18 protein-coding genes, 1 tRNA gene, 1 pseudogene and 1 riboswitch are annotated in these 15,953 nt (G+C 70.4%); of the genes and pseudogenes, 13 read left to right on the top strand and 7 right to left on the bottom strand.

The window, feature by feature from the left end; genetic code table 11:
- Window positions 1-34: 34 nt before the first annotated feature.
- From JF597_RS03100 to rdgB, 4 genes are all read left to right on the top strand, one after another.
- Window positions 35-268 (top strand): glucose PTS transporter subunit EIIB, encoded by a 234-nt coding sequence (locus JF597_RS03100; protein ID WP_089106674.1) that lies wholly within the window; start codon window positions 35-37, stop codon window positions 266-268.
- Between the two features lie 77 nt (window positions 269-345).
- Window positions 346-1,083, top strand: coding sequence for a ribonuclease PH (rph, locus tag JF597_RS03105; RefSeq protein ID WP_293988351.1), 738 nt, complete (start codon window positions 346-348; stop codon window positions 1,081-1,083).
- A 128-nt stretch (window positions 1,084-1,211) separates the two neighbouring features.
- Window positions 1,212-1,619 carry a hypothetical protein gene (locus JF597_RS03110; protein WP_293988354.1) on the top strand — a complete coding sequence of 136 codons (408 nt, stop codon included), beginning with the start codon at window positions 1,212-1,214 and terminating at the stop codon, window positions 1,617-1,619.
- A 33-nt stretch (window positions 1,620-1,652) separates the two neighbouring features.
- Window positions 1,653-2,258, top strand: a complete 606-nt coding sequence (gene rdgB, locus JF597_RS03115) for an RdgB/HAM1 family non-canonical purine NTP pyrophosphatase (protein ID WP_293988357.1) — start codon at window positions 1,653-1,655, stop codon at window positions 2,256-2,258.
- 42 nt (window positions 2,259-2,300) lie between these two features.
- On the opposite strand, the gene JF597_RS03120 is transcribed toward rdgB, so the two are convergent.
- Window positions 2,301-2,385: transfer RNA gene (locus JF597_RS03120), tRNA-Leu, on the bottom strand.
- Between the two features lie 200 nt (window positions 2,386-2,585).
- The gene (gene bcp / locus JF597_RS03125) at window positions 2,586-3,053 is read right to left on the bottom strand and encodes a thioredoxin-dependent thiol peroxidase (RefSeq protein WP_123976646.1); all 468 of its coding nucleotides are present in this window, start codon (window positions 3,051-3,053) and stop codon (window positions 2,586-2,588) included.
- A 104-nt stretch (window positions 3,054-3,157) separates the two neighbouring features.
- Here bcp and JF597_RS03130 point away from each other — a divergent pair, with 104 nt between their 5' ends.
- The 3 genes from JF597_RS03130 to JF597_RS03140 all read left to right on the top strand — a co-directional run bounded on the left by JF597_RS03130 (window position 3,158) and on the right by JF597_RS03140 (window position 4,364).
- Complete coding sequence (locus JF597_RS03130) at window positions 3,158-3,490, top strand: DUF3618 domain-containing protein (protein ID WP_293988364.1); 333 nt, start codon at window positions 3,158-3,160, stop codon at window positions 3,488-3,490.
- A gap of 24 nt (window positions 3,491-3,514) precedes the next feature.
- Complete coding sequence (locus JF597_RS03135) at window positions 3,515-3,871, top strand: co-chaperone GroES (protein ID WP_093502483.1); 357 nt, start codon at window positions 3,515-3,517, stop codon at window positions 3,869-3,871.
- Between the two features lie 48 nt (window positions 3,872-3,919).
- A riboswitch (guanidine-III (ykkC-III) riboswitch) is annotated at window positions 3,920-3,997 on the top strand.
- A gap of 46 nt (window positions 3,998-4,043) precedes the next feature.
- Window positions 4,044-4,364 (top strand): SMR family transporter, encoded by a 321-nt coding sequence (locus tag JF597_RS03140; RefSeq protein ID WP_293988372.1) that lies wholly within the window; start codon window positions 4,044-4,046, stop codon window positions 4,362-4,364.
- Here the strand turns inward: JF597_RS03140 and JF597_RS03145 are convergent.
- A complete protein-coding gene (locus JF597_RS03145) occupies window positions 4,358-6,679 on the bottom strand; it encodes a transglycosylase domain-containing protein (protein WP_293988400.1) in 2,322 nt (773 codons plus the stop codon). The two genes, JF597_RS03140 and JF597_RS03145, sit on opposite strands and share 7 nt — an antisense overlap.
- 943 nt (window positions 6,680-7,622) lie before the next feature.
- On the opposite strand from JF597_RS03145, the gene JF597_RS03150 reads away from it, so the two are divergent.
- From JF597_RS03150 to JF597_RS03165, 4 genes are read left to right on the top strand one after another with little or no spacing between them, the layout of a single operon-like run.
- Window positions 7,623-8,423: an ABC-2 family transporter protein gene (locus JF597_RS03150; RefSeq protein ID WP_293988375.1), complete on the top strand. Its 801-nt coding sequence runs from the start codon at window positions 7,623-7,625 to the stop codon at window positions 8,421-8,423.
- 43 nt (window positions 8,424-8,466) lie between these two features.
- On the top strand, window positions 8,467-9,231 hold the full coding sequence (locus JF597_RS03155) for an ABC transporter permease (RefSeq protein WP_293988403.1): 765 nt from the start codon (window positions 8,467-8,469) through the stop codon (window positions 9,229-9,231).
- Window positions 9,232-9,233: 2 nt separating this feature from the next.
- Entirely contained in the window at window positions 9,234-10,193 is a 960-nt protein-coding gene (locus JF597_RS03160; RefSeq protein ID WP_293988377.1) for an ATP-binding cassette domain-containing protein, read from the top strand.
- Between the two features lie 41 nt (window positions 10,194-10,234).
- Entirely contained in the window at window positions 10,235-10,984 is a 750-nt protein-coding gene (locus tag JF597_RS03165; RefSeq protein ID WP_293988379.1) for a DUF1707 domain-containing protein, read from the top strand.
- 292 nt (window positions 10,985-11,276) lie between these two features.
- Here the strand turns inward: JF597_RS03165 and JF597_RS03170 are convergent.
- Together JF597_RS03170 and JF597_RS03175 are read right to left on the bottom strand one after the other, a co-directional pair.
- Window positions 11,277-11,490: pseudogene (locus JF597_RS03170) on the bottom strand (SGNH/GDSL hydrolase family protein); the annotation flags it as partial.
- The gene (locus JF597_RS03175) at window positions 11,460-11,687 is read right to left on the bottom strand and encodes a hypothetical protein (RefSeq protein WP_293988383.1); all 228 of its coding nucleotides are present in this window, start codon (window positions 11,685-11,687) and stop codon (window positions 11,460-11,462) included. The pseudogene JF597_RS03170 and the gene JF597_RS03175, both read right to left, overlap by 31 nt.
- Before the next feature lie 171 nt (window positions 11,688-11,858).
- Here JF597_RS03175 and JF597_RS03180 point away from each other — a divergent pair, with 171 nt between their 5' ends.
- Window positions 11,859-13,193, top strand: coding sequence for a DUF445 domain-containing protein (locus tag JF597_RS03180; RefSeq protein ID WP_293988386.1), 1,335 nt, complete (start codon window positions 11,859-11,861; stop codon window positions 13,191-13,193).
- A gap of 84 nt (window positions 13,194-13,277) precedes the next feature.
- Window positions 13,278-14,762 carry an MFS transporter gene (locus tag JF597_RS03185; RefSeq protein ID WP_293988390.1) on the top strand — a complete coding sequence of 495 codons (1,485 nt, stop codon included), beginning with the start codon at window positions 13,278-13,280 and terminating at the stop codon, window positions 14,760-14,762.
- 50 nt (window positions 14,763-14,812) lie between these two features.
- On the opposite strand, the gene JF597_RS03190 is transcribed toward JF597_RS03185, so the two are convergent.
- Both JF597_RS03190 and JF597_RS03195 read right to left on the bottom strand, forming a co-directional pair.
- Entirely contained in the window at window positions 14,813-15,190 is a 378-nt protein-coding gene (locus JF597_RS03190) for a cytochrome C oxidase subunit I (protein ID WP_293988392.1), read from the bottom strand.
- A partial coding sequence (locus tag JF597_RS03195) for a cbb3-type cytochrome c oxidase subunit I (protein ID WP_293988395.1) occupies window positions 15,187-15,953 on the bottom strand: 767 nt, incomplete at its 5' end. The genes JF597_RS03190 and JF597_RS03195, both read right to left, overlap by 4 nt.

Here is a 15,953-nt window from a genome sequence, read left to right on the forward strand (position 1 = left end):
TGCGACAAAGCGGTTCGGATCAGGGAGAAGGAACATGGCCAGCAAGGCTGAGAAGATCGTCGCCGGCCTCGGCGGAATCGAGAACATCGACGAGATCGAAGGCTGCATCACCCGGCTGCGCACCGAGGTCCACGACGCCTCGCTGGTCGACGATGCCGCTCTCAAGGCCGCCGGCGCCCACGGCGTCGTCAAGATGGGCACCGCCATCCAGGTCGTCATCGGCACCGACGCCGACCCGATCGCCGCGGAGATCGAAGACATGATGTGAGCCACCGGCTCACCGGAACAGGGGCTCTTCCCACCGCGGGAGGAGCCCCTTCCCACGCTCCGGATAGGCTCGTCGCCATGTCTCGAATCGACGGCCGCACCCCCGAACAACTCCGCCCGGTCACCATCGAACGCGGCTGGAGCAAGCACGCCGAGGGCTCCGTCCTCGTCTCCTTCGGCGACACCAAGGTCTTCTGCACCGCCTCCGTCACCGAAGGCGTCCCCCGCTGGCGCAAGGGCAGCGGCGAGGGCTGGGTCACCGCGGAGTACGCCATGCTCCCCCGCGCCACCAACACCCGCGGCGACCGCGAGTCCGTCAAGGGCAAGATCGGCGGCCGCACCCACGAGATCTCCCGCCTCATCGGCCGCTCCCTGCGCGCAGTCATCGACTACAAGGCCCTCGGCGAGAACACCGTCGTCCTCGACTGCGACGTCCTCCAGGCCGACGGCGGCACCCGCACCGCCGCCATCACCGGCGCCTACGTCGCCCTCGCCGACGCCGTCACCTGGGCCAGGGAACGCAAGCTCGTCAAGGCCGGCCGCCAGCCCCTCACCGGCACCGTCTCGGCCGTCTCGGTGGGCATCGTCGGCGGAGTGCCGCTGCTGGATCTCTGCTACGAGGAGGACGTCAAGGCCGAGACCGACATGAACGTCGTCTGCACCGGCGACGGCCGCTTCGTGGAAGTCCAGGGCACCGCCGAGGCCGAGCCCTTCGCCCGCGACGAACTCAACGCCCTCCTCGACCTCGCCGTCGCCGGCTGCACCGACCTGGCCACGATCCAGCAGGCGGCACTCGAAGAGGCGCTCAAGAAGTAAAAGGGAAGGAAAAAGACGAGGTAAGAAGGGGGCAACCCCGGCGGCCGACCCCGCGTCCCTATGAATACGGGCGCACGGCACGTACAACCGTGCGCCCGGCCAGCCGTACCACGGGGAGGGACACCACCATGGCCGCCAGCCGACGCCGAGGACGCCGTCGCGTCACCACCATCGCCGCCGTGGCCGCGACCGCCGCACTCACCACCGCCCTCCTCACCGGCTGCGACTCGGTCGACACGGCACTGGACTGCGTCCGCACCGCCGACTCCATCGCCGACAGCGTCACCGCCCTCCAACAGGCCGTGGAGAACGCCGCGAACGACCCCACCCGCACCGAGGCCTCCCTCGACTCCATCCAGCAGAACCTCAGGAAGATCGGCGACAAGACCGACGACGCCGACGTCAACAAGGCGGTCGACCACCTCCAGCAGGCCGTCGACAACGTCCGCACCGCCGTCGAGAACGGCGACTCCACCCCCGACGTCACCCCGGTCACCGACGCGGCCGGCGAACTGACCAAGGTCTGCACGCCATAGGGCGCCACCCCGGCCCTTGCGATACTGCTGGGCATGACGACCCGCCTGATCCTCGCCACCCGCAACGCCGGAAAGATCACCGAGCTGCACTCGATCCTCGCGGAGGCGGGGCTGCCCCACGAACTGGTGGGCGCGGACGCGTACCCCGACATCCCCGACGTCAAGGAAACAGGCGTCACCTTCGCCGAGAACGCGTTGCTCAAGGCCCACGCCCTCGCCCAGGCCACCGGCCTCCCCGCCGTCGCCGACGACTCCGGCCTCTGCGTCGACGTCCTGAACGGCGCCCCCGGCATCTTCTCCGCCCGCTGGGCGGGCCGCCACGGCGACGACAAAGCCAACCTGGACCTGCTGCTCGCCCAGCTCGCCGACATCGCCGCGGAGCACCGCGGCGCCCACTTCGCCTGCGCGGCGGCGCTGGCCCTGCCCGACGGCACGGAGCGCGTGGTCGAGGGCCAACTGCGGGGAACCCTCCGCCACGCCCCCTCCGGCACGAACGGCTTCGGCTACGACCCGATCCTCCAGCCGGAGGGCGAGACACGCACGTGCGCCGAACTGACCCCCGCCGAGAAGAACGCGATCAGCCACCGGGGGAAGGCGTTCCGGGCGCTGGTGCCGGTGGTGCGGGAGTTGTTGGGCTGAGACGCGAAGAGGGGTCGTCCGGAACGGGCGACCCCTCAGATGTGCGGCCGGTGGGACTCGAACCCACACGGGTGTTAACCCACTGGGACCTAAACCCAGCATGACTGCCAAATTCCATCACGGCCGCTCAAAAGCGGTCATCGCAGCTGACCGCCGGCGCTCAGTCTACGGGGCCGACGGGTTCTGCTGCGAGAGCCTGCCGTTACTCGCGAGACCACATTCCCGCCGCCGCACGGCAGTTCGAGCCAAGCCCTCGCTCGCCGTGACCGGCCGTCGGAACGGCCCGCGCCGGAGGCGTCGGTGCGGGCCGTCCCTGCGGGAGGGCGTTCAGATGCCCAGATCCTTGATGATCTTGGCCACGTGGCCGGTGGCGCGGACGTTGTAGAGGGCCTTCTCGACCTTGCCCTGCTCGTCCACGATGATCGTGGAGCGGATGACGCCCAGGTAGGTCTTGCCGTAGTTCATCTTCTCGCCGAAGGCGCCGTACGCGTCGAGGACCTTCTTGTCGGGGTCGGCGAGGAGGGTGACCTTCAGGTTCTCCTTCTCGCGGAACTTGCCGAGTTTCTCCGGGGCGTCGGGGGAGATGCCGAGGACGTCGTAGCCGGCGTCGGCGAGGAGGGAGAGGTTGTCCGTGAAGTCGCACGCCTGCTTCGTGCAGCCTGGGGTGAGGGCCGCGGGGTAGAAGTAGACGATGACCTTGCGGCCCTTGTGGGCGGAGAGGGACACCTCGTTGCCGTCGGCGTCGGGGAGGGTGAAGTCGGGGGCTACGTCCCCGGGCTGGAGTCGCTCGCTCATCGGTCTAGCGTAACGGGGGGTCCTGGCCGTGCGGTGGCGGCGAGAGCTGACAGACTGTCCAGAACAGGCAGTACGGCAGTACGGCAGACTTCGGAGGGCCTACGGTGGCGGAGACGTCGGACACCAGAACCCCGGCGCAGATCGAGGCGGACATCAAGCACCGCCGCGAGGTGCTGGCCGAGACGCTGGACGAGATCGGGGTGCGGGTACACCCGAAGACCATCGTCGGCGATGCGAAGGCCAAGGTCGCGGCCAACGTCGATCACACGCTCGGACGGGCCTACGTCCAGGTCAACCGGGTGGTGAGCGATGTGAAGGCCCAGTTCGTGGACGAGGACGGCGCGCCGCGGCTGGAGCGGGTCGTGCCGGTCGCGCTCGTCGCCGTGGGCGTGGTCGGGCTGCTGGTCTTCAGCGGTACCCGACGGCGTAAGAGCTGATCAGAGGCAGGTAGGTTCACAGGCGTGAGCGCCAAGAGAGACGAGCAGAGCAGCCAGCACGACAAGCTGCCCATCCGGATGCTGCACGACCGGGTCCTGGTGAAGCAGGAAACCGGGGAGGGCGAGCGACGGTCCGGCGGGGGCATCCTGATCCCCGCCACGGCGGCCGTCGGGCGCCGGCTGGCCTGGGCCGAGGTGGTCGCGGTCGGGCAGAACGTGCGCACGGTGGAGCCCGGCGACCGGGTGCTGTACGACCCGGAGGACCGCGCCGAGGTCGAGGTGCGGGGGGTGGCGTACGTGCTGATGCGGGAGCGTGATCTGCACGCGGTGGCCGCCGACCGGTTCGAGGGCTCGGAGGACTCGACCGGCCTGTATCTCTGATTCAGAGGTCTGGAGGGGCCTGGTGACTGTGGTCACCAGGCCCCTTTGTCATTCCTTTGCTACCTTCGAAGGACCAGCCCGACGAGACGCGCCGTACCGGGACTGTGCAGGCAAAGACGACGCACCCCCCGCTGTCGGAGATACGTCAGCGAGACGTCTCGGAGGTGCCGTCATGGCCTGGGTTCTGCTTGTCGTCGCCGGTCTGCTCGAGGTCGGGTGGTCCGTGGGCATGAAGTACACGGACGGGTTCACCCGGCCCCTGCCCAGTCTGCTCACCGGCGGCGGGATCGTCGCCAGCATGCTGCTGCTGTCGTACGCCGCGCGGACGCTCCCCATCGGTACCGCCTACGGCGTGTGGGTGGGGATCGGGGCGGCCGGGGCGGCGGTGTTCGGGATGGCGGTGCTGGGGGAGCCGGCCACCGCCGCCCGGATCTTCTTCGTGTGCCTGCTGCTGGTCGCCGTGGTGGGACTCAAGGCGACCAGCGGTCATTGAACGAACCCGAATCCGCCGCCCCCGTCGCCCGCCGTCGTGCCGGTACTGGTGCCGGTGTCGGTGCCGGCCGTCGTCCCGGCATTCGTGCCGGCGGTCGTGGTTCCGGTGGAGGTGCCGGAGTCGGTGCCCGAGGTCGTCGTACCGGAGTCGGTGCCGGCGGTCGTCGTACCGGACGTGGTCGTACCGGCGGTGGTGGAACCGTCCGTCGTGCCGCCGTCCGTGGTGCCGTTGGTGGTGGTGCCGGTCGTGCCGCCGTTGTCCTGGCCGCCGTCGGTGGTGCCGCCGTTGTCCTGGTTCCCGCCGGTGGTGCCGCCGTTGTCCTGGCCGCCGGTGCCCGGGGTGGCCGTGTTCTGGGTGGGCGGGGCCACGGTCTCGGCGCCGGCCTGGAGGTCCAGGTCGAAGTCGGAGGCCGTGGTGCCCTTCAGGGCGTCCTTGGTGTACTGCGCCCAGATCTCGGTCGGGGCCCCGCCGCCGTTGATGCGCTCGAGGCCGAGCGCGCCGTAGAGCGACTTGTGGGCGGCCGTGACCGGGTCCTGGCCCATCACGGAGACGACGGTGGAGAGGTCCGGGGTGTAGCCCGCGAACCAGGCGGCGGTGTCCTCCTCGGCGGTGCCGGTCTTGCCGGCGGCCGGGCGGCCCGCGGCCTGGGCGGCGGTGGCGGTGCCGTTGTCGACCACGCTCTGGAGGATGGAGGTGGTGGTGTCGGCGGCCTGCCGGCTGACGGCCTGGGTGGTCTTGGACTCCGGCAGCTTGATTTCCTGCGTGCCGTCCCTGGTGACCTTGTCGACCATGGTGTAGGTGCCGTGCCTGCCGTGGTTGGCGAGCGTGGCGTAGGCCTCCGCCATGTCGAGGACGCTGGCGGTGGCGGTGCCGAGGGCGATCGACGGGTACGGCTGGAGGTCCTTGGTGTCGGAGGGGATGCCCAGGGCGACGGCGGTCCGCTTGACCTTGGACGGGCCGACGTCGACGGCCATCTGCGCGTACACCGAGTTCACGGAGAGGTCGGTGGCCTTGCGGACGGTGATCTGGCCGTACGACTTCTCGTCCTCGTTCTCCGGTGCGTAGGCGCCGCCGGGCCAGCCCTGGACGGTGCGCTTGTTGGTGCCGTCGTAGTAGGTGTTCGGGGTGATGGTCTGCCCGGACTGGGTGGTGGAGCCGTTGTCGACGGCGGAGGCGAAGACGAAGGGCTTGAAGGTGGAGCCGACCTGGAAGTCACCGCGGGTCGCGCCGTTGGTGTACTGCTTCACGTAGTCGATGCCGCCGTACATGGCGACGACCTTGCCGGTCTTCGGGTCGACGGAGGCGCCGCCGGCCCGCACGTAGGTGTCGACCTTGTTGCTCTTGCCCAGCTTCGACATCAGCTTGTCGTCGACCGCCTTGACGAAGGCGTTCTGCCGGCTCTTCTGCAGGGTGGTGGTGATGCGGTAGCCGCCGGCCTCCAGTGCGTCCGAGTCGACGATCTTGTTCTTGATCAGGTAGTCGTTGACCGCGTTGACGATGTAGCCGCGCTGCCCGGACATGCCGGTGGAGACGGTCTGCTCCTTGGGCATCGGGAACTTCATGCCGGCCCGCTTGGACTCGCTGAGCCAGCCCTTCTTGACCATGCCGTCGAGGACGTAGTTCCAGCGGGCGACCGCGGCCGCCTTGTTCTCGGGGTGGGCGACGACGTCGTACTCGCTCGGCGCGTTGACGAGCGCGGCGAGGTAGGCGGCGCGGGCCGGGTCGAGGTCGATGGCGTCCTTGCCGTAGTAGGCCTGGGCGGCGGCCTGGATGCCGTAGGCGTTGCGGCCGAAGTAGCTGGTGTTGAGGTAGCCCTCGAGGATCTGGTCCTTGGGCTCGCTGCGGTCCAGCTTGACCGAGATGAAGAACTCCTTCACCTTGCGGGTGACGGTCTGCTCCTGGGCGAGGTAGTAGTTCTTCACGTACTGCTGGGTGATCGTGGAGCCGGACTGGGTGCCCTTGCCGGTCGCGGTGTTCCACGCGGCGCGCAGCATCGCCTTGGGGTCGACGGCGGACTCGGTGTAGAAGTCGCGGTCCTCGGCGGCGAGCACCGCGTGCTGGGCGTCCACGGAGACCTGGGAGAGGTCCACGTTCTCCCGGTTGACCTCGCCGTCGCGGGCGAGCTGGGAGCCGTCGGCGTACAGGTACACGTTGGACTGCTTGATGGCGACCGTGTTGGCGGCCGGGATCTTCACCATGGAGTAGCCGAGGAAGAACAGGCCGATCAGCAGCAGTACCCCGAGCACGAAGGTGCCGAGCACCATCCGCCAGGTCGGGATGATCCGCCGCCATCCGGTCCGCTTGGGCCGCTTCATCTTCTTCCCGCCCCCCGTCGTCTGCGCGGCGGCCGCGGGCGGCTCGGCGCCGGGCGGTGCCGCCCCGGCCGGCGTGGCCGCGGTGGGTGCCGCCGCCTTCGGCGGCCTGACCGCCGTGAGCTGCCGCGTCTGCGTGTCCTGCCCGTCCGGCGCGTGCGGCCCGCCTTGCGGGTCCTGCCGGTCCCCGGCCGCCACCGGCGGTCGTGCCTTCGGCACCCTGACCGCGGCGAGCTGCCGCGTCTGCGCGTCCTCACCCCCCACCGACCGTTCCGCCCTCGCCGCCGCGGACGCCTCGGCGCCGGACGGCTGCGCGCCGGGCGACTCCGTGCGGGACGGGTTCGTGCCGGACGGCTGCGCGCCGGGCGCCGCCGTGCGGGACGACGGGTTCGTGCCGGACGGGGCTGTGCCGGACGGCTGTGTGCCGGGCGCGTCCGTGCGGGACGGCTGCGTGCCGGGCGTCTCGGTGCGGGACGGATTCGTGCGGGACGGCTGTGTGCCGGGCCGCTCCGTGCGGGACGGGTTCGTGCCCGTCGGGTTCGTGCCGGACGCCTCCGTACGGGACGGGTTCGTGCCGGGCGTCTCCGTCGTCGTCCTCTCCTCGGCCGCCGCAGGCGGCTCCGGCTGCTTCGTCCCGGCCGTCGGCTGCGCCGGGATCTTCTTCCCCTCGGCCGCGGCCGGCGGCTCCGTCGGGCCTCCGCCGCCCTGGTTCGGCTGTTGCGGCTGCGGCTCGTCGCTCATGTCGTGCACGGACTCCTGTTTCGCGTCGTACATCGTTCCCGTACGACCTCGTACGCTTCTGCGCCCCCTGGTGAAGACTCTCGCACCGCGCGTTCCGTTCCCGGATTCCGGCACGCTTCGGTCACGGAAATTGCGTGGCCTGCGGTGCCGTCGGCGCAGTAGGCTCCTGCGCTTCGGTGTCGGGCGGTCCGGGAGGTCGGTTGGCGTGGGCGCGGGACGGTTGTACACGGCCGTCGCTGCGGGGGGTTTCCGACGGTACGCGACGTATCGGGCGGCCACCGCCGCCGGGGTGTTCACGAACACGGCCTTCGGGATCATCCTCGTCTACACGTACTTGGCGCTGTGGGACGAGAAACCGCACCTCGGAGGCTATGACCAGGCACAGGCGGTGACCTATGTCTGGCTCGGGCAGTGCCTGTACGCGACGCTCGCGATCCAGGGCGGGGGCGTGGAAAAAGACCTGATGGAGCGTATCCGTACGGGCGCGATCGCGATCGACCTGTACCGTCCGGCGGATCTGCAACTGTGGTGGCTGGCGACGGATCTGGGCCGCTCGCTCTTCCAGATGCTCGGCCGGGGCGTGATCCCCTTCCTGTTCGGCGCGCTGTTCTTCCCGACGGCGTTGCCGTCGGACGCCGGCACCTGGGCCGCCTTCCTGGTCGCGCTGCTCCTCGCGATGGCCGTCAGCTTCGGCATCCGCTACCTGGTCGCGCTGAGCGTGTTCTGGCTGATGGACGGCATGGGCGTCAACCAGGTCATGATGATCACGGGGGTGTTCTTCTCCGGGATGACCCTGCCGCTGAACGTGTTCCCGGGCGCGCTCGGCGAGATCGCGCGGGCCCTGCCGTGGGCGGCGCTGATCCAGATGCCGGCCGACGTGCTGATGGGGGAGACCGGCGCGCCGGGGGCGTTCGCCTTCCAGGCCGGGTGGGCGGTGGTGCTGCTGGCGGCGGGCCGGCTGGTGCAGTCGGTGGCGACCCGACGGGTGGTGGTGCAGGGTGGGTGAGCGTGCCCTGGAGGGGCTGCGGACGTACCGGCTGATCGCCGGGATGTGGGTCCGCTCGACGATGATCTACCGGACCTCCTTCCTCCTCACGGTGGCCGGGAACCTGCTGGTGACCGGCCTGGACTTCGCGACCATCCTGCTGATGTTCACCCGGGTCGACTCGCTGGGCGGCTGGTCGCTGCCCGAGGTCGCCTTCCTGTACGGCCTGTCGGCGACCGCGTTCGGGGCGGCCGACCTGGTGCTCGGCTCGATGGACGTGCTGGGCTCCCGGATCCGGGACGGCTCCTTCGACACGCTGCTGGTGCGTCCTGCCCCGGTGCTCGCCCAGGTGGGCGCGGACCGCTTCGCGCTGCGCCGGCTCGGCCGGATCACCCAGGGCGCGGTGGTCCTCGGCTGGGCGACGGTGTCGGTGGACGTCCACTGGACGGCGGCGAAGCTGCTTCTGCTGCCGCTGATGCTGGGCAGCGGTGCGGTGATCTTCTGCGCGCTGTTCGTGGCGGGCGCGGCCTTCCAGTTCCTGGCGCAGGACGCGGCCGAGGTGCAGAACGCGTTCACCTACGGCGGTACGACGCTGCTCCAGTATCCGCCGACGGTGTTCGGGAAGGACTTCGTGCGCGGGGTGACGTTCATGCTGCCGCTGGCCTTCGTCAACTGGGTGCCGGCGGCGTACGTACTGGGGCGGCCGTACCCGCTGCGGCTGCCGGAGTGGACGGTGTGGTCGCCGCCGCTGGTGGCGGCGGTGTGCTGCGCGCTGGCGGGGCTGGCGTGGCGGGCGGGTCTCAGGTCGTACCGGAGTACGGGGAGTTGACGATGTTCATCGAGGTCGACGGGGTCGAGAAGGTCTTCGAGGTCCGCAAGAAGGCGGGTTTCCTGAAGCGGGAGCGCCGGCAGGTACGTGCGGTGGACTCGCTCTCGTTCACGGTGGCGCGGGGCGAGATGGTGGGGTACATCGGCCCGAACGGCGCCGGGAAGTCGACGACGATCAAGATGCTGACGGGCATCCTGACCCCGAGCGCCGGGCGGCTGAGGGTGGCCGGCATCGACCCGTCCCGCGAGCGCACGAAGCTGGCCCACCGCATCGGCGTCGTCTTCGGGCAGCGCACCACCCTGTGGTGGGACCTCCCGCTCGTCGACTCCTACCGGCTGATGCACCGCATGTACCGCATCCCGGACGCCCGTTACCGGGAGAACCTGGACCGCCTGGTCGAACTCCTGTCCCTGGACACGCTGCTGGACGTCCCGGTACGGCAACTCTCCCTCGGTCAGCGGATGCGCGGCGACATCGTGGCCGCGCTCCTGCACGACCCGGACGTCCTCTACCTGGACGAGCCGACGATCGGCCTGGACGTCATCTCCAAGGCCAGGGTCCGCGACTTCCTGCGGGAGCTGAACGCGGAGCGCGGCACCACGGTCCTGCTCACCACCCACGACCTCCAGGACATCGAGCAGTTGTGCTCCCGGGTGATGGTCATCGACCACGGGCGGCTGATGTACGACGGTCCGCTCGCCGGGCTGCACGAGGCGGGGGAGAGCGAGCGCACCCTCGTGGTCGACCTGGAGCGGGAGCTCCCGCCAATCGACGCGGGCCCGGCGGCCCGGGTGGTGAAGGTGGAGGGCCCGCGGCAGTGGCTGGCGTTCCCGGCGTCGGAGTCGGCGGCGCCGCTGGTGGCGCGGATCGCGGCGGAGTACCCGTTGGCCGACCTGTCGGTCCGGGAGCCGGACATCGAGGCGGTGATCGCGAAGATGTACGCGGACAGGGCCACCGCCTAGCCCCGTGGTCCCCGGGGCCGCGAACTCGTAGTCTGCTCACCATGACCGAGGATGCCCCGGAGCTGCGCGCCTCCGACGCCGATCGTGAACGAGTCGCCGAGATCCTCAGGGACGCCCTCGCGGAGGGGCGGCTCGACATGGCGGAGTTCGAGGAGCGGCTGGAGGCGACGTACCAGGCCCGCACGTACGGTGAGCTGACGCCGATCACCAGGGATCTGCCGGCGGCCGGCTCCCCCACGGTGTCGCTTACCAAGCCCCCGGTGGACGACGGAAGTTGGGCTGGACGGTTCGTCGGCGGTGAGGGCACCTCCACCTGGGCGGTGGCCGTCATGTCCGGCTTCCAGCGCAAGGGCCGCTGGACGGTGCCGAGGCGCTTCAACTGCCTGGCGTTCATGGGCGGTGGGGAGATCGACCTGCGCGAGGCGAACTTCGCGGACCGCGAGGTGGAGATCAACTGCGTCGCGGTGATGGGCGGGGTGAGCGTGATCGTGCCGCCGGGCGTCGAGGTGGTGATGCGCGGCATCGGCATCATGGGCGGCTTCGACCACTACGAGGAGGAGACGCTGCCGGACCCGGGCGCCCCCAGGGTGATCGTGACGGGCCTGGCGTTCTGGGGCGGCGTCGAGGTGGAACACAAGGTGACGAAGGCGGAACGCCGACGCCTGAAGGAGGAACGCCGCCAGGCCCGCCACGAACTCCACGAGGCCCGCCACGAGTGGCGCCAGGAACGCCGAGAACAACGAGAGAACCGCCGAGAGAACCGCCACGACCGCAGACACGGCAACTACTGAGCAACGCCGGGGCAGCCAGCTCAGGGGGCGCGGTGGCTGTCGACCGACGCCGGGGCAGCCAACCAAGGGGCGCGGTGGCTGTCGACCGACGCCGGGGCAGCCAACCAAGGGGGGCGGTGGCTGTCGACCGACGCCGGGGCAGCCAACCAAGGGGCGCGGGGAACTGCGCGATCAGCCCCCACCGGCCCGCAGGTGCCCACCGCCCGGCCCGGCACCGCCGAACACCGTCGCCGTGGCTGATCACCGTTGCGGCGGATGGATGGTGCGTGTCGGTTGAGGGAGGGCCTCCCCTCGGGTGGAGGTGGTCTCCGGAGTCGTAGGAGGGGCGGAGACGGTTCGGGGCGTACGGGTCGCGGAGTGCCTGGTCGAAGTCGGTGACCGCGTCGTACACCCGGCCCGACCGGATCCCGTTCGTTGATCTGTCGGCGGACCCGTTCCCTGGCCGGGGTCCACCCGGCGTGCCCCTGGAACGGCATCAGGGTCGCCCCGACCCCACGGATCCCGTGGCCGCGGCCCAGGAGCCGACCCAGGTCCCGGCGGAGACGGGTGCGGCCGAGACGCCGTGCAGGCCGCCGCCCGGGACGCCGGTGGCCGCGGACGCGCCGTCGTCGGGGGCGACGACGAGGGAGAGGGCGGCGGACAGGGCCACGATCAGTGCCACTACTGCCCCGAGCAGGGCGAAACCCTCGTGACGCCGGGTCATGCGGATGCGGTCTCCTCGACCTGTGGGCGGCCTCTGACGTACAGGTCCTGCCGGAGTTCCCCGAACATTACAGACGGTGGGAACTCTTGTTCCGTTCCGGGAGTAGGTCAGCAAGGGACAATATGTGCGGGATCACCGTGAGGGTGGACCGGCTGCGAACGGGTGGAGCAGATGGCGGAACCTACGGAGACGACGGACGGCCGGGCTGACGGCCGGGCGGCCGCCGAGCCGTCGTACAAGTCCATGAACGCCTTCACGCCTGCCGACGAGGAGCGTCAGCGCGGCGTCCGGCAGATGAAGCGCACGGCGACCGGCCTGCTGCTGTTCGTCGCCCTCGTGTACGCCCTGGCCAAGTGGGCGTCCGGCGAGGGCGCCGGCGCCTGGGCGGACTACGTGGCCGCGGCAGCCGAGGCGGGCATGGTCGGCGCGCTGGCCGACTGGTTCGCGGTCACCGCCATCTTCCGGCACCCCCTCGGCGTGCCCATCCCGCACACCGCGATCATCCCCAACAAGAAGGACCAGCTCGGCGTCTCGCTCGGCGAGTTCGTCGGCGAGAACTTCCTCTCCCGGGACGTCGTACGGCAGCGCCTGCGCGCCGTCGGCATCGGCAGCCGCCTCGGCGCCTGGCTGGCCGAGCCGAAGAACGCCGACCGGGTCACCGCCGAACTCGCGACAGCGCTCCGCGGCGCGCTCACCGTGCTGCGGGACTCCGACGTCCAGGCGGTCGTCGGCGAGGCGATCACCCGCCGCGCCGACGCCCAGGAGATCGCCCCCGGCATCGGCAAGATGCTGGAGCGGGTCGTCGCCGACGGCGGCCACAAGCGCGTCGTGGACCTCGTCGTCACCCGGGCCTACGACTGGCTGGTGCTGCACGGCGACTCCGTGATGGACGCCGTCCAGGGCGGCGCCCCCGGCTGGACCCCCCGGTTCGTCGACCGTCGCGTCGGCGAGCGCGTCTACAAGGAGCTGCTGCGCTTCTGCTCCGAGATGCGGGACATGCCCTCCCACCCGGCCCGCGGCGCCCTCGACCGCTTCCTCACGGACTTCGCGAACGACCTCCAGTCCGACACCGACACCCGCGCCCGCGTCGAGCGGCTCAAGGGCGAGGTCCTGGGCCGCGGTGAGGTCCAGGACCTGATCGCGTCCGCCTGGACGGCCGTACGCTCCATGATCGTGGCGGCGGCCGAGGACGAGCGCAGCGAGCTGCGGCTGCGCGTCCGCGCCTCCCTGATCTCCCTGGGCGCCCGGATGGCGAAGGAGCCCAAGGTCCAGGACAAGGTCGACAGCTGGGTCGAGGGCGCGGCCGTGCACGTCGTGTCGACCTACCGCAAGGAGATCACCTCGCTGATCACCGACACGGTGGCCGGCTGGGACGCCGAGCACACCACCCGGAAGATCGAGGCGCACATCGGCCGCGACCTGCAGTTCATCCGGATCAACGGCACGGTGGTGGGGTCGCTGGCCGGGGTGCTGATCTTCACGGTGTCGCGAGCGCTGGGGGCGTAGACCGCGCGGGCCGGGGCACCCGAACGGGCGGCTTCGGTTCTGGACTCCCGGGCAAGGAGGCGCGCGTTGGGTACGGCTACGGACATGGGCGTGGACGAAAGCGGCGGCCGGACGATCACCACCCGCATCCCGGCGCGCCTGGACCGGCTCCCCTGGTCCCGCTGGCACTGGACGATCGTCATCGGCCTCGGCACCGTCTGGATCCTGGACGGCCTGGAGGTCACGGTCGTCGGCAACATCGCGAGCCGCCTCTCCGAACCGGGCAGCGGCCTCGCGATCTCCTCCTCCCAGGTCACCGGCACCGCCGCGGCCCTCTACGTGGCCGGCGCCTGCACCGGCGCCCTCTTCTGGGGCCGCCTGACCGACCGGTACGGCCGCAAGAAGCTCTTCATGACCACCTTGGCGGTCTACCTGGCCGCCACCGCCCTGACCTCGATCTCCTTCGCCCCCTGGTGGTTCTTCGTCTTCCGCTTCCTGACCGGCTTCGGCATCGGCGGCGAGTACGCGGCGATCAACTCGGCGATCGACGAGCTGATCCCGGCGCACTACCGCGGCCGCGTCGACCTGATCATCAACGGCAGCTTCTGGGTGGGCGCGGTGGGCGGCTCGCTGCTCTCGATCGTCGCGCTGAACACCGACTTCCTGGCGAAGGACGTCGGCTGGCGCCTGACCTTCGCGCTGGGCGTCGTCCTCGGCCTGGTCATCCTGCTGGTACGGCGCAACGTCCCGGAGAGCCCGCGCTGGCTGCTGATCCACGGCAGGGAACGGGAGGCCGAGGAGATCGTCTCCGCCATCGAGGCAAAGGTGGAGGAGGAGACGGGCAAGCCGCTTACGGCACCGGAGAGCGAGCTGGTGATCCACCAGCGCGAGAGCGTCACCTTCGCCGAGATCGCCCGCACGGTCTTCCACGACTACCGGCGCCGCGCCGTCCTCGGCTTCTCCCTCTTCGTCGGCCAGGCGTTCCTCTACAACGCGATCACCTTCGGCTTCGGCGCGATCCTCACGAAGTTCTTCGACGTGCCGACGGGGGACACCGGCTACTACTTCGTGGTCATCGCCGTCGGCAACTTCCTCGGCCCCCTGTTCCTGGGCAAGCTCTTCGACACGGTGGGCAGGAGGGTGATGATCTCGTCGACGTACCTCCTCTCCGGCCTGCTGCTCTTCCTCACGGCCTGGCTGTTCGACCGCGGCGTGCTGACGGCGGGGACGCTGACGGCATGCTGGTGCGCGGTCCTCTTCTTCGCCTCGGCGGGAGCGTCCAGCGCCTACCTGACCGTCTCCGAGATCTTCCCGATGGAGACGCGGGCGATGTCCATCGCGTTCTTCTACGCCCTGGGCACGGCCGCGGGCGGCATCAGCGGCCCCCTGCTCTTCGCCGACCTCACGGGGACGGGCAAGGTGGCCGACACGGTGCTGGCGTTCCAGATCGGGGCGGGCCTGATGTGCGCGGCGGGGCTGGTGGCGGCGGCGTGCGCGGTGAACGCGGAACGCCGGTCCCTGGAGGACATCGCGCGTCCGCTGACGGCCGCGGCGGGGGACAAGGGCGGGCCGGCGAAGACGCCCGCGTAGGAGAGGACTTCCAGCAGCTCACCGGCTCAGCAGCTCACCGGCTCACCGTCTTACCGGCTCAGCGTCACGGCCGTCACCGTCGTCGCCACGAAGGCGGCGCCCCCGCACACGGCCACCGCCCAGCCCACGCAGCGCGCCCGCAGCACCCGGTAGCGCCGCTCGTACTCGCCCCGCAGGGACACGCACCGGGCGGCGATCCGTTCCAGGTCCTGGCGGGCGCGCCGGAGGCTGTCGTCGACGTAGTGGTGCTCGACCTCGTCGCGCTGGGACGTGGTCAGCCAGTCCATGCGGCCGGTGAACTCCCGTGCCAGCTGTTCGGCCTCGGCGATCCTGGCCTGCCACAGCAGGTATCCCTCGACCTGGTTGGCGAGGTCTCCGTCGGCTCCCGGCGGGTGTCCGCCGCCCCTGCGACGTCCCGCCCCGGTCACGTGTGGAGCCTGTGGGCCTCGGCCTCGGCCATGGCGATGTCCGGGTGGTGCAGGTCGAACGCCGGGGACTCGCTGCGGATCCGAGGCAGGGTGACGAAGTTGTGCCGCGGCGGCGGGCAGGAGGTCGCCCACTCCAGGGAGCGGCCGTAGCCCCACGGGTCGTCCACACCGACCGGCTTGCCGTACCGGGCCGTCTTCCACACGTTGTAGAGGAACGGCAGGATCGACAGGCCGAGCAGGAACGAACCGATCGACGAGACCGTGTTCAGCGTGGTGAAGCCGTCGGCCGCCAGGTAGTCGGCGTACCGGCGCGGCATGCCCTCGGCGCCCAGCCAGTGCTGGACCAGGAAGGTGCCGTGGAAGCCGATGAACAGCGTCCAGAAGGTGATCTTGCCGAGCCGCTCGTCGAGCATCTTGCCGGTCATCTTCGGCCACCAGAAGTGGAAGCCGGCGAACATCGCGAAGACGACCGTACCGAAGACCACGTAGTGGAAGTGGGCGACGACGAAGTACGAGTCGGAGACGTGGAAGTCCAGCGGCGGCGAGGCCAGGATGACACCGGTCAGACCACCGAACAGGAACGTCACGAGGAAGCCGGACGCCCACAGCATCGGCGTCTCGAACGACAGCGAGCCCTTCCACATGGTGCCGATCCAGTTGAAGAACTTCACACCGGTCGGGACCGCGATCAGGAAGGTCATGAAGGAGAAGAACGGCAGCAGCACACCACCGGTGACGTACATGTGGTGGGCCCACACCGTCA

The organism is Streptomyces sp. (assembly GCF_019510245.1).
Taxonomy (GTDB): Bacteria; Actinomycetota; Actinomycetes; order Streptomycetales; family Streptomycetaceae; genus Streptomyces.

Coding starts and splice junctions, on each gene's coding strand:
- JF597_RS03145 (WP_293988400.1), bottom strand. CDS start 6,679: ATGAAGCGGCCCAAGCGGACCGGATGGCGGCGGATCATCCCGACCTGG.
- JF597_RS03155 (WP_293988403.1), top strand. CDS start 8,467: ATGTGGGTCCGCTCGACGATGATCTACCGGACCTCCTTCCTCCTCACG.
- rph (WP_293988351.1), top strand. CDS start 346: ATGTCTCGAATCGACGGCCGCACCCCCGAACAACTCCGCCCGGTCACC.
- JF597_RS03180 (WP_293988386.1), top strand. CDS start 11,859: ATGGCGGAACCTACGGAGACGACGGACGGCCGGGCTGACGGCCGGGCG.
- JF597_RS03160 (WP_293988377.1), top strand. CDS start 9,234: ATGTTCATCGAGGTCGACGGGGTCGAGAAGGTCTTCGAGGTCCGCAAG.
- rdgB (WP_293988357.1), top strand. CDS start 1,653: ATGACGACCCGCCTGATCCTCGCCACCCGCAACGCCGGAAAGATCACC.
- JF597_RS03100 (WP_089106674.1), top strand. CDS start 35: ATGGCCAGCAAGGCTGAGAAGATCGTCGCCGGCCTCGGCGGAATCGAG.
- JF597_RS03110 (WP_293988354.1), top strand. CDS start 1,212: ATGGCCGCCAGCCGACGCCGAGGACGCCGTCGCGTCACCACCATCGCC.
- JF597_RS03165 (WP_293988379.1), top strand. CDS start 10,235: ATGACCGAGGATGCCCCGGAGCTGCGCGCCTCCGACGCCGATCGTGAA.
- JF597_RS03140 (WP_293988372.1), top strand. CDS start 4,044: ATGGCCTGGGTTCTGCTTGTCGTCGCCGGTCTGCTCGAGGTCGGGTGG.
- bcp (WP_123976646.1), bottom strand. CDS start 3,053: ATGAGCGAGCGACTCCAGCCCGGGGACGTAGCCCCCGACTTCACCCTC.
- JF597_RS03185 (WP_293988390.1), top strand. CDS start 13,278: ATGGGCGTGGACGAAAGCGGCGGCCGGACGATCACCACCCGCATCCCG.
- JF597_RS03175 (WP_293988383.1), bottom strand. CDS start 11,687: ATGACCCGGCGTCACGAGGGTTTCGCCCTGCTCGGGGCAGTAGTGGCA.